The organism is Plebeiibacterium sediminum (assembly GCF_026013605.1).
In the GTDB taxonomy this organism is placed as follows: domain Bacteria; phylum Bacteroidota; class Bacteroidia; order Bacteroidales; family Marinilabiliaceae; genus Saccharicrinis; species Saccharicrinis sediminus.
In genome coordinates, this window is record NZ_JAPDPJ010000014.1 from 1 (window position 1) to 14,508 (window position 14,508).

The following is a 14,508-nucleotide window of genomic DNA, read 5'->3' on the forward strand; positions in this document are numbered from 1 at the left end:
TTGATTATAAAGCAGGATTTGCAATCCGGGCATTAAATGTTACAATCATACAATCCAAATCTCACAGCAATTATTTACAGCACTTTCGTGGCACGGATTGCGCTTCACTTCTAAATCCGCAGCTACAACCGTATTTTATTTGATAAGATTTACAGAATTGAACAGATCGATTTCTTATCATGTAAATACTGTTTCAGTATGAAACATTTAATCCTGAAAATCCTGTGAATCCTGTCTTTTTATTTTTGGACAAGATTTACAGGATTAACAGGATCGATTTATGTGCTATAATTCGTTTTTAGGTTGTCTGATAACTACTCTCAATAAAAATAAGCTGCACCAAGTTGGCGCGGATATTCATCCGTGCAATTTACATCTTGTAAGTATCTATAATTATTTCAATGATAAACTATCTGGCTCTTTTGATTAGTTGCCAGGATTAGCAATCTGGTATTATAAAAAATAAAAACAGCGAGGCATAACACCTCGCTGTTCAGTCTAACACAAACTTGTTACTAAAAACTATTTAATATCAAATCTTTTATAACCTAAAACTTTAAAGCTACCCTTAATTACTTCAGTTGATGAAGCATCGTTATCACCACTAAAACCAGGTTGCTCACCTCCCACATAAATATCAAATGTACCAGGTTCAATAACTCTTTGAGTCTTTTTATTGATCATAGATAATTGTCGTGGTGTTAATGTAAACTCAACAGTTTTGCTTTCGCCTGCTTTAAGATAAATACGTTTAAAACCTTCAAGCTGTCTTATTGGTCGTGCCGTAGATCCTTTTTTATCTGTAATATAAAGCTGAACTACCTCATCACCGGCAAGCTTACCGGTATTGCTTACTATAACCGTTACTTTAATATCGTCACCAGCCTTTACGCTCGATGGCACTTGTAAATCAGAGTATGCAAAGGTGGTATAGCTTAATCCATAACCAAACGGATACAAAGGTTCACCTTTATAATATCTGTAAGTTCTGCCTTCCATATTGTAATTTTGGAAATCGGGCAGTTCACTTAACGATTGATAATAAGTAATAGGTAAACGACCGGCAGGATTATAATCTCCCCAAAGAACATCGGCTAAAGCATTACCGCCTTCCTCACCCGGATAACCAACATTTACAATGGCGTCAATATTTTCTTTTGCCCAGTTAATCGCTAAGGCACTACCTGCATTAATAACCAATACAACCGGTTTACCTGTTTCTTTAACTGCTCTTATTAATTCTTCCTGCTCTTTAGGTAATGAAATATCTGTACGGTCACCTCCCTCGCCTTCTAAACGTTGCGATAAGCCTACCACCACAACAGCAACATCAGCCTGTTTGGTAATTGCTACGGCTTCATCAACTAAATTTTGATCTGGTCTGGCCCATAGCAGACTAGCCTGCGCATTAGTTTCATCGGTATAAAATTCCACCGCTATAGCATATTTCTTACCTCCTACTAACTGTAACCTGTCTGTAGCATATTTTGAATGATGTATAGATCCCCGGCCATTTGAAATTTCTTTACCCTCGATTTTTACGGACATACCACGCTTTGCCAATAAACCAAGCTCATAAGTTCCATCTGCAGGTGGTACCAGGTATCCTTTCCAACGAACGGAAAATGTATCAATTAATTCCTTTGAAACCGGAGCATATTGCCACGAGAAATCTATTTTATCATCTACCCTTGTAAATGCAGGTTCTCTTGCAAATTGAGTATTGTTATAATAAGCACCATCCAACCCCTGACGACCATCTTCTGTTTGCAGATATACAGATGGAATAGGCTTGAGGTTTAATGTTTCATCGTTTAGATGCGAACCCTCAGCATAAAGCACTTCTATTTCCGGTTCTACTTTATTTTTAATACCGGTTAAAAAGGTAACCGGATTTTTTGGTGTTCCATGATAATTACCAACTAACGATTCCCAGTTATCAGCATTAGGTCCGATTACTGCTATCTTTTTAATCTGGCTTTTTGAAAGAGGAAGTAAATGATTACTGTTTTTTAACAAGATGATACTTTCCTGAGCAGCTTTTCTGGCCAGACTGGTATTGGCATCAGAACAAACTACTCCAATCGGAATTTTTGAAAAAGGTACTACCTCATCCGGATCAAACATTCCCATTTTAAAACGTGCCATTAATATTCTGCGCAATGCAACATCGATTTGATCTTCGGTAATAAAACCTTGTTCAACAGCCTCGCCTAAACTTTTATAATAACTTCCGCAATTTAAATCACAACCACCTTTAACTCCTATTGCAGCAGCTTCTGGCTTACTATTGGCAATATGATGGCCTGTTTCAATATCACGAATAGCCCCACAATCAGAAACCACATAACCATCAAATCCCCAGGTATCACGTAATACCTGATTTAACAGAAAATCGTGTCCACTACACGACTCCCCTCTAAAACGATTATAAGCTCCCATTACCGAGTATACTTTGGCATCTTTAATGGTTTTATAAAAGGCTGGCAGGTAAGTCTCATACAAATCCTTATCGCTAACATCAACATCAAATGAATGTCGTAATTTCTCTGGTCCGGAATGAACGGCAAAATGCTTAGAAGTAGCAATGGTTTTAAAATACTTAGCGTCATTTCCCTGTAATCCTAAGATAAACTCAGTAGCTAATTCTCCTGTTAAATAAGGATCCTCACCATAGGTTTCGTGTCCTCTTCCCCATCTTGGGTCCCTGAAAATGTTAATATTGGGAGACCAAAAATCCAAACCTGTATAAATAGTTCTTTTATTCTGACGTAAGAATTCATGATGCTTTGCACGTGCCTCATCAGATATAACCGTACCAATCTCTTCCAACAACTCTGTATTAAATGAGGCTGCTACAGTTATTGATTGCGGAAATACCGTAGCATAACCCGCCCGGGCAACACCATGTAAACATTCATTCCACCAGTTATATTCAGGAATCTGCAAGCGTGGTATAGCTTTTGACTCATTGGTCATTTGACTGATTTTTTCCTTTAATGTCATTTGATCCATTAATATATCTACCCTTTCTTCAAAAGGAAGATTATAATCCAAATAACTAAAGTCCACTTCCTTTTCCTGCGCATTACCTGTTAAACTGCTTAAAGCAATGGCTGCATATAAAGTATATTTACCAACTTTTTTAAGTTTTGAAATCATATCTAAATTAAATCGTGAATGTTTATAAAACTTGTTTCATGTGTCAATCAAATGTCAATAATGAACACAGAGGCACTGAGACACTGATTCTTTTTTAAAAAATTAATTAAATCCACAAGGATTAACCTCTGTGGACTTCTTTGTAATTTTATAAAAATGGTGTTGCATTACTTCTCTTTTTCTAATTTGTGCCATTTATAAGAGTTATATATGCAATACGCTCTGTGCCTACTATGTTATTCTTTATTCAACTATTGATTCGCATTTCTTACTAATTGTACTTATTACTCGGTTATCACATTATTTACCGGAGTACCTATAATCTTTATATACTTTTTAATATCCGGATTATTATTCAGGTTAAAATAAACCTTACCTGTTGACTCTCCTTTTACAACAACATTATGATTTTCTAAATCAGCAACTTCACTCTTAACAAATTTAATGTCGTCACTATTTTGCACAATAATCGACTCAGGTTTCTTTACATCTAGCGTTAATCCTTCTAACTCTACATCTTTAGCGTAACGCATTAAAATACCTTCGTTTGAAACGATATTAATATTTTTGATTTTAATGTTTTGCACCGGCATTTCAGGAATACCATTAATGGTAATTGCTTTTTCAACATTATAACATTCAATATCTTCGAAAGAAATATTTCTAAAACAAGGCGTTTCCTCTGTCACAGGTTCTTTAGTTACACCAATAATATTTCCGTTTTCATCCTCATTGATTTTTCCACCGTAATACAAGTTAAAACGAATGGCATCAGTAGGGATGTTAGTCATACGTACTCCTTTTACATATATATTTTCAACAACGCCACCTCTACCTCTTGTACTCTTAAAACGCAAGCCACAATCGGTTCCTAAAAAGGTACAGTTTTCAATATACATATTTTTTACTCCCCCTGACATTTCGCTACCTATTACAAAGCCTCCATGACCATGATAAACGATACAATCGCGAACAATAACAAATTCGGTAGGTACCCCAATATCTCTTCCTTGTTTATCTTTACCTGATTTTATACAAATTGCATCATCACCCACATCAAAAGTACAATTCTCAACGATCCCGAATCTACAGGATTCTAAATCAAGACCATCTCCATTTTGTGAGAACCAGGGATTTCTGACATTAATATTTCTAACTGTAATATGGGTACATAATAAAGGATGAATATTCCATGCCGGTGAGTTTTGAAATGTTGGTCCGTCCAGTAACACATTCTCACAACTGATAAGGTTGATTAACTGAGGTCTGAAAAGATCTTTATAGGGTTTAAGCGCCTCTACATCATTGTAATCAATCTTTCCACTACGCAGTAATTGCTCTCCTTTAAAATATGATTCAGAGGGATACCAGAGTCTTTCGTTATAAACAAATCCTCCGCTTGAGATGACTTCATTCCATTGTCTTTCAGTTAACTTATCCTTCTTTATTGGCCTCCAGGCACCACCTTCACCATCAATAATACCTTTTCCTGTAATTGCAATATTCTTTAGATTCTTACCTGAAATAGGATTTTGACATCTTGGATTTTTCTTTCCTTCATAAAAATTATCTAAAAGTGGGTATAAACTACGGTCGCCACTAAATTGAAGTAATGCACCCTCTTCTAAATGCAGATTTACATTATCTTTTAATACTACAGGTCCTGTTAACCAAACGCCCTTTGGTATTAATACTACACCACCATTATTTTTTGAGCATAATTCTATGGTTGAATTGATCACTTCGGTATTCAGAAACTTGCCATTTGAAATAGCGCCGTATTTTAGAATATTAAATGTATCTGCTTTAAATACCGGAACGATTACTTCTGGCATTTCAAAAGGTAAATTTAATCCCAGCGATTTAGATGCTGACTTTTTTACTTCAGAACAAGAGGTAAATACTACTGCAATACCGATTAGTAATAAAAGCTTATTTATTTCTTTTGAAAGGTTATTCATTCTATTTATTATTTAGTGGTTGCAAGAAAACTTTGGAAATTTAAGTCTTTGATAATGTCAAAGTTTTTTGAGATTCTTGTTCCCGAACTTTCTGAACAAGAATCTATTTAGTTACTCTAAACCAATCCACATCAATCCAGCCACTATCTTTATTATATTCATGGCGATTGATAAATAATCCCATTTTAGCACCAATCCATTTACCCTCTCTTGCTTTAAAAGGTTGTCCTATATTTGTAAACTTCTTACCATTAAAACTGTAGCTAAACTGACAATCGTTTTCGCCTTGCATGGTAACTCTTAAGTAAATAGGTTTGTCGTTTTTAATCGTTACTTTTTCGTTTATAACCTCTGTTTTTCCATTATCAGCACTTTTACAAAATCCCTGAGACAGCACAATACCGTCTTTAGTATCCTCCAGAGCCACAACACCATAATCACGTCCCATAATTACAAACCCGGCACGCTCACCATCATTATCTGGATTCGGTTGAAATGTCATTTTAACTGTGGCTGTAAATTCGGGTGCAGGAATCTTTTGTAAAAATAAATTCGGAACGTCCCATAAACTCTTATAATCTTCAGGAGTTAATACAGAATATAGACGCATATAACCGTTTGTAGCATCATTAAAAATCCAGAATGGAGCGCTATTACCATGCCATTGCCACTGGAATCCGGTTTTTGTATCGTTAAACTCATCGCTTTCGGCAGGTGTTATTATTGGATAAGTTTTACCCACATTTGGTTTTTTATAGGTAAGAACAGGATCTCCACAACCATCGTTATCTTTATCAATGCCCATTACCGGCCATCCATTTTTCCATGTCATGGGTTGTAAGTGTACAATACGACCAACTGCACCTACATCCTGAAAGTGAATGAACCAATCTTCGCCAGTTGGTGTATCAACCCAACCTCCCTGATGCGGACCATTAATCTCAGTTTTTCCCTGAGCCAATACAATTTTGTCTTCGTAAGGACCATATACATTTTTAGATCTCATTACAATTTGCCATCCTGTTGGAACGCCACCTCCCGGAGCAAAGATGTAGTAATAACCATCCTTTTTATAGAATTTAGGTCCTTCAATTGTAGGATGCTTTCCATGTCCGTCAAAAATAATAACACTCTCTGTTATGGCTTTTGTAGCATCCTTATTTAACTCACATACTGATAATACACTTTTAAAAGAAGCCCTGCTTCCTGCCACTCCATGTACAAGATATACACGACCATCTTCGTCCCATAAAGGACATGCATCAATTAAACCTTTACCTTCTTTTACTAAAGTTAATGGAGCCCATGGACCAGCAGGATCTGTTGCTTTAGTCATATATATACCATAATCAGGATCACCATAAAAGATATAGAATTCGTTATTATGATAGCGAATAGATGGAGCCCAAATACCGTTACCGTGTTGAGGTTTAGAAAATACATCAGCAGGAGGTAAACCGTAAGGAACTGCAGCACCAATTAATTCCCAGTTTACCAAATCTTTAGAGTGTAATATTTGTAAGCCTGGAATACAATTGAAACTTGATGAAGTCATATAGTAATCATCACCGGCACGACAAACATCCGGATCGGAATAATCTGCATATAAAATAGGATTTTTATAAGTGCCGTCTCCCTGATCAGCCACCCATACTTCAGAGGTAAAATTTAATTTATCCTGAGCCGATATGTTAGCTACTCCCACAAATACTATCATCACTAAAAATGATAATACTCTTGATTTCATTTGATAATTCATTACGTTTCTTATTTCCTTAGTTTATAACTATAATTCGAATATTAAGTATCTACAATCCTGGATTAAAGTCCGGATTATTCTCTACCATTAAACAAGTCATGATAAGCGGACCAATGGCCTTTCCATCATTTGATCTGATCTTTTCTTCTATATAATATTTATAAGAACCATCTCTTACCGGATTGTCTGCAGGACCTAATCCGGCACCGGCACAACAATTGGTAATTTCGAGATTTCCATTTTGATCTTTGCGTACAAAGTTTTTAAAAATACCCTGGTAACCTTTTTTTGCCGCATCAAGGTATTCATCACTCAGGATTCCGTTTTGAATACCTTTAAACATGCCGAACACAAACATACAAGAGGCGGTTGCTTCAAGATAGTTTCCTTCTCTGCTTGGATAATTAGGAACCTGGTACCATACTACTGTTTCTTCCTGCTGAAATTGAATAATGGCATCTGTTAAATCCTGATACATTAATACCAAATTTTGATAGTCTTTATGATCCTTAGGTATATAATCCAAAACATCAACTATAGCCATGTATAACCAACCAACTCCTCTACCCCAGAAGTTTTGAGACAATCCTGTTTCCGGATCAGCCCAGTAAACTTTTTTAGTGGCATCCCAACCATGATAATAAAGTCCTGTTTTATCATCCTTTAAGTTTTTTTGTACAAGTAATAATTGGCTTGTGATATCATTTAAATTATCCGTGTTGCCATATGTAGTTGCATAATGCGCATAAAAAGGAAGTCCCATATACAAACCATCCAACCACATTTGATTGGTATAAATCTTCTTATGCCAAAATCCACCTCCCTCAACACGGGGCTGATCTTTCAATTGATCTCTTAAAATATCAATTAGTATGCGATAACGTTCATCGCCGGTTTTACTATAAAGGGTAAAGAGTAATTTACCTGAGTTAATGTCATCCAGCTTAAAACTATTTTTATTGTATCTATTAATATGACCGGAAGAGTCAACTACCATATCCACGTAAGTATTTTTCACATAATCAAAATACTTTGGTTCATTATATTGTTCCGATACTTTTAATAAGGCCTGACAAACTAATCCCTGCACATAACCCCATTTGGGTTTACTTTGAAAATCGGTCATCCATGCCTTTGGATTATTGTACATAACAGATTCTGCCAGTTGAACAGAATAAAGAGGCTCCTTATTCTGATTTGTTTTGCACTGCACAAATAATAACAAGAGACAACTTAGAATAAACACTCTATTCATAAATTTCATCTTTTAAATCATTTATATTTTTTATTCCCCATTTTTACTATAACTCCTTACAAAACTAATACAGGCTTTCTTTGTAAAAGGGAGACAAAAAATCAAAACATAGGGGGAATATTTATAAAATGGCAGAAAATTCAGCATATACACTCATATTTTAGGCAAAAAGACAAGATATGAAATAGAGAAACACTCTTATTTTGCAGCCTAATCTGGGAACTGGAAACTATATAAAGAATTAGAGGAAGTACAAAAGCACTTCCTCCAAATTACTAAATCAAATAAATAATTATCGGTTATGATATAAACTCCTAAACCAAAATTCTATGAATTGCTCACTACAGTTTGTTAAATAGCTTAGGCGTATGATATCATAACTTAAGTTGGTAGACTTTATATATTGATAATACATTATTTGCTAATTTTTATTACTTATGCTGAGCACTAATTATCGCACTCAATAAACATAAAATAATTAGGGAGACACATTTATTAACTTTCATATTAAAACACCTTTCCTAATTTATATCGATTACTATTTAATGAGTACTTTAATTTACAGATAAATTTCTTTGTCTAATCATATTACATAACCAACGCAAAATCATCCATAGTGCCAGGAATTTTTTTTTTAATTTAGGGTGTATTAATTCCAAAACCATTTAGAATTTTAGAGCAGTAACAGAAAGAATATAAACTGGTTATCACATATTAACAATGATAACCAGTTCTTCTAAATAAGTACTAACAATTAAAAATTAAAATAGACTTCAATTAATAACCTGGATTTTGTTCAATTTCTGCGTCATTTAAATTAATAGCATTTTGAGGTATAGGTCGATACAGTTTTTGATTACCGTCTGCACCATTAAATGAATTTTCTCCATTGATTAATTCAGGGTTGTAAGCAATATTGTATTCTACCAATTTTTTAGTTCTTCGAAGATCACACCAACGAAGTCTCTCACCTGCTAATTCAAGTGCTCTTTCATCTAATATATCATCAAGGTCAACATTTGACTTTTCATATTCACTAGCAGTTAAACCACTACCTCTATAGGCACGTTCTCTAACGGTATTAACCATTTGGTCTACTTCAGCCTGATGTCCTCCTGCTTCAAGATATGCTTCTGCTGCAATTAAGTAGGTTTCTCCTAATCTGGCTAAAACAATATCTCTGTAACATGTATTATTATTAAATGAAGATTCCGGATCATCAAACTTACGTATACATGTTAATCCAAATACATCTAACGTAGCAGCCTCATAATAAGTATATGGTGTTACTTCATCAGTACTTAATGTTATTGATGTCATAGGAATAACTTTTGTACTTGCTCTATGAGCAAGATCTTCATTTCTCCAGGCTGCAATATCATCCGCTGAACTCTGATAATGTGCAGGATAATAATAAGAAATATCGTCATCTTCCGCAGTTCCATTATATGGAGCATAATAATCACCTGAATATTGATCATTTACATCTGTACAATAAAGTTTTGTCATATAAGTAGCCTCATATCTTGAATCTCCGGGTTCATATAAATACATTAAATGTTCTGAAGGACAAAAATTAGACGATGAATATTTATAATGATTTTCTTCTCCTCCATAATAAGATCCAAAGGGTGTTTGTAATTGATTACCATTTGAGGTTTCCGATAAACCTGCTGCTCCTGAAGAGATTCTGTCGTACTGTAAAGCAAAAACTACTTCCTGATGCATATTATCTCTTGATGGATCCCATAAGTCTGCATATGTTTCATCTAAACCTGAGCCTAAAGCAATTGCTTGTTGTGCATAATTGGCAGCAGTTGTGAAATATGTATTATTATTTAAATCCCATCCTGCAGTTAAATATACTTTTGCCAAATAATGATAAACAGCTTGCTTTGTAATACGTCCATTTAAGTCCGTTTCTTCCAAAGCACTACCACTTCCAACTATAGCTTCCATCTCAGAAATTATAAAACTATATGTTTCCTCTAAAGTGTTTCGAGGCATGGTAGTAACAATGCTACTAATGTATTCATCCACAATAGCAACCCCTCCAAAATGTTGTACTAATTCAAAATAAAAATAAGCCCTGATAAATCTTGCTTCTTGTGATCTTTTAGAAACTAAATTGTCATCAGCATCAACACTATTTGCATAGAATAAGGCACAATTAGCTGCCTGAATACCTCTATAACAATTCACATAAAAGCTATTAACTGTTCCATTCTCAGCATTCAAGGATGAATAGATCTGTAAATCCGTGTCAGGCATAGAATTTCTTCCTCTATGATACATATCTGTACCACTACATTGCATTGTAGGACTTGCATTATACAATGGCTTAAGTTGCGCATATGCATAATTGATCAATGTTTCAAAACCTGCTTCTGTATTAAAGTATTCATCTGAAGTTACATTTGATTTGTTGTCTGCATCCAAAAAGTCATCACAACCAGTAACCGTTAGCAATGCTATACACGAGAGCATTACTATATTTAATATTTTCTTCATGTATCTTAATTTTATTTTTAATGGTCAGATGAAACTTGCCAAAATTTAACGTCCTACTTTTTGAGAAACTATTGTATTGACTCAGTTTCATATGCCTATATTTTTTTAAAGAATTTAATATATTAACATATAACGCATTAAAATCTAACATTTACACCAAACTGGTAAGTCACTGTACTTGGTCCTCCATTTGATAAAGAAGCCGAAGCCCATTCTGGATCAAATCCCTTATAATCTGAAAATACAAAAGGATTTGTAATATTTGTATAAACACGTAAATAGCTAATACCTACTTTATCCAAAATCTCAGAAGGTAATGTATATCCTAAAGTAATGTTCTTAATTTTTGTATATGATGCATCAACATATTGATTTACATTACGGTAATAATTTCCTGATCCACCACGACCAGCACCTGAAAAATTGTTTGGATAAGCATATTTTCCATAATGTGTTGATTCTTGTACACCAACTGTTCCGTCAGACAATAAAATCGGAGTACCTGCAGGAATATAATAATCCATATTAATATGCATTCTACCACGGTCTCCATAATCCTGATATCTTTCCAGGAATCGTGATCTCACCATATAATTTTGTTTAGTGTAAAGGCTAATTCCCAAATCAATATTCTTATATCTTAAGGATGTTGAAAAACTTCCTGTCCAATCAGGTTCTGCATGTCCAATAATAGACTCATCGTCGCTATTAATTTCTCCATCATTATTTCTGTCTTTTACAATAGGCATACCCTCGTACCATCCATAATATTGATAATAGAAATCATATGCATGGTCAAATGATTGTGTCTGATTTGTTCCTGGTAAAGTAACAGTAATAGGTTTATCGCTAACAATTCCATCCAATGTATAGTTATAAAATACATCAACAGGTTCACCTACCCACCAGTTATTTCCAATATCTTCAGAAGTTCCATCACCATATAACTGTTCAATTTCATTTTTATTTTTTGCAAATGAAAATGTTGTTTCCCATTGCCAGTCGTTAGTTTTAACATTAATGGTACGTAAACTTAGTTCAATACCTTTATTTCTTACCTTACCGATATTATCTCTAACTACTGCACCACCTCCTGCTTCCACAGGTAAACTACGATTCATAAGAATACCATCCGTTAGTTTATTATAAGCATCAAAAACCAGACTTATTCTTTGATTAAATACTGACATATCAAAACCAAAATCAACTTCTTTGGTTTTCTCCCACATAATATCCCTGTTTACAATTCCATTAGGACCATATCCGTATGCCATTTCAGAACCAAAAGCATAATAAGCCGTTGAACTAGGCATAGTTGCAATATCATAATTTCCAACAGCATGACTACCTGTTGTACCATAACTAAGGCGAAGCTTCAAATTACTTAACCAGTTAAATTGTTTCATAAAAGATTCTTCTGATGCTCTCCAGGCAACAGCTGCAGATGGAAATGATCCCCAACGCTTACTTTCTGAAAATCGAGACGACCCATCAGCTCTAACAGTAGCCGTTAATAAATACTTTCCTTTATAAGAATAATTTAACCTTGCAGCGTAAGACATCAAGCTATTTTCGGTATAACTACTTGTACTTGATAGAACATTAGCTGCAGTTCCCATATTATAATAGCTGGTATTTGCAGGAAAATCTTCTCCATATTGATTGAATCTTTCATTAGTATATTTATTCATACTAAACAATCCCATAATACCAAAAGAATGATCTTCTATATCTAAAGAATAATTAACCTGATTATCCCATGTCCAATCAAATGAATTACTTGCTCTAACTGATGCATAATCCGTTCCTGCACTAGCTCTGGCGTCAGTTTCTGCTGTTTGGTAAAGATGTTCTCTTCCCTGATATAGATTTGGTGAAAAAGTAGATTTAATTTGAAAATCTTTAAATGGTTTCAATGCTACATATAGATTACCCAGAATATGTAATTTTTTATCACCATGAGTAGTATTGGCAATATCAAGCATTGGGTTACGAGAAGAAGTAAAACCACCAAAATCGCTATTTAAAGCCCCTGCAGATCCAGGCTGAACAACCAACTCTCCATTACTATCATATGGCGCACAATATGGATTTAATCGAAAAGCATTTGAAACTCCATCATCACTACCCCAATCATTTTCTGTTCTGGCAAGATTTAGAGAGATTCCTGTTGTAACATGATCACTAACTTTTGCATCAATAGCAGCTTTAATATTAAATCGATCTTCCTGATCATTAATAATAACCCCTTTATCCTGTTGATAACCAAAACCAAAATGATAACTTACATTTTCGCTTGCTCCGCTTACATTTACGAAATGATTTTGTTGAAAACCGTTACGAGTTACATAATCTCTCCAATTCACATCCTCCCCATTCATCATCATTCTTTCAACATTTGACATCTGAGAATCTGGATCATCATAATAATTATCATGATAGTTACTACCTACCATATAATTACCATTACCATCAACCTCAGGTAGATAATTTGCAATCAAAGTGGTTCTTAAATTAGGAGCTGTAATACCATAATTTAAAGATCCAACATCTGTAGCAGACCCGTCTTCAGGAAGAGTATACCTTGCAAAACGATATTTCATAAAATCTATACCATTCATGAAATCAGGCATTCTGGCAATACTTCTTGTACCTACATAACCATCATAAGATACTACAGGCTTTTGTGTTTTACCACCCAATCCTTTACCTGATTTAGTAGTTACAATTACAACACCATTAGATGCTCTGGACCCATAAATAGCAGCAGAAGATGCATCTTTAAGTACATCAATACGTTCAATATCTGCTGGGTTTAACATTTGAATATCACTAACAACAATACCATCAATTACATAAAGTGGAGAACTGCTGCCTCCTATTGATTGATTACCTCGAATAGCAATGTCAAAGCCACCACCTGTTCTTCCACTACTTTGAGTGATTGATACTCCAGGAACCTGACCTTGCAAAGATTCCATCATAGATGGTGCTCCTTTTTTTGTTAATTCCTTTGGTGAAACAGTACTAACAGAACCTGTTAAATCTGTCTTTTTTACAGTACCATAACCAACAACTACAACCTCGTCAATATCCTTGGTATCAGCTTCCAATACCACATTGATAACGCCTTGGCCTGAATACACAGTCTCTTGCGTTTTTAATCCTATAAAAGAAAATAGAATTACAGAATTAGCAGGCACATTTGACAAGGTATAATTACCCTCAACATCTGTAATGGTTCCAATAGTGGTACCTTTAACAACAACAGTAGCTCCAATGATAACCTCACCACTGGTGTCTTTAACATTTCCCTTAATTACACCCCCATCCTGAACAATTGCACCTGCATAAATACTTTCATTAGGAATTGCAGAGGTTATAACCAGAGTTAAAACAATAGCTTTAAATAAAGCCAAATTTGATTTCCATATTTTGTTCCATATGGAAATCAATGCATCATTTTGTTTTTTCATAAAAATAGATTTTTGAAATATTACGATAATAGTTTATCCAACATTTATGTAAGGCTGAAATAGATTCCCCAAAGCACTATCAAGTCATATTCTTATCATACCCTGAATAGTCATTACAATTATATTTAGGAATTTTAACATTTAAGGTGGGCATATTACAATTACAAAAGGGTACAATTACATAAACAACAACCAATCATGTATGAGCCGATTCATCAAATACCCATAAAATCAAGGCATACTCCTCTATACACATTTGTAACTCAATAATATTTTAACAATGTAACAACAGGTAAATAACACAACCCGTTACACAGGGGGCATTTTACCATTTATATAGGGTCATTTTACAAGTAAAATATATTTAACACCTATTTTGTATCA

At 34.5% G+C, this 14,508-nt stretch carries 6 protein-coding genes; all 6 read right to left on the reverse strand.

The window, feature by feature from the left end:
- Positions 1-522: 522 nt before the first annotated feature.
- Positions 523-3,162: a glycoside hydrolase family 3 C-terminal domain-containing protein gene (locus OM075_RS08045; protein ID WP_301189980.1), complete on the reverse strand. Its 2,640-nt coding sequence runs from the start codon at positions 3,160-3,162 to the stop codon at positions 523-525.
- Between the two features lie 284 nt (positions 3,163-3,446).
- Positions 3,447-5,123, reverse strand: a complete 1,677-nt coding sequence (locus OM075_RS08050; protein ID WP_301189981.1) for a glycoside hydrolase family 28 protein — start codon at positions 5,121-5,123, stop codon at positions 3,447-3,449.
- 103 nt (positions 5,124-5,226) lie between these two features.
- Positions 5,227-6,870, reverse strand: a complete 1,644-nt coding sequence (locus OM075_RS08055; RefSeq protein ID WP_301189982.1) for a glycoside hydrolase family 43 protein — start codon at positions 6,868-6,870, stop codon at positions 5,227-5,229.
- Positions 6,871-6,931: 61 nt separating this feature from the next.
- Complete coding sequence (locus OM075_RS08060; RefSeq protein ID WP_301189983.1) at positions 6,932-8,137, reverse strand: glycoside hydrolase family 88/105 protein; 1,206 nt, start codon at positions 8,135-8,137, stop codon at positions 6,932-6,934.
- 777 nt (positions 8,138-8,914) lie between these two features.
- Positions 8,915-10,648 (reverse strand): RagB/SusD family nutrient uptake outer membrane protein, encoded by a 1,734-nt coding sequence (locus OM075_RS08065; RefSeq protein ID WP_301189984.1) that lies wholly within the window; start codon positions 10,646-10,648, stop codon positions 8,915-8,917.
- A gap of 137 nt (positions 10,649-10,785) precedes the next feature.
- Positions 10,786-14,124: a SusC/RagA family TonB-linked outer membrane protein gene (locus tag OM075_RS08070; protein WP_301189985.1), complete on the reverse strand. Its 3,339-nt coding sequence runs from the start codon at positions 14,122-14,124 to the stop codon at positions 10,786-10,788.
- Positions 14,125-14,508 lie beyond the last annotated feature (384 nt).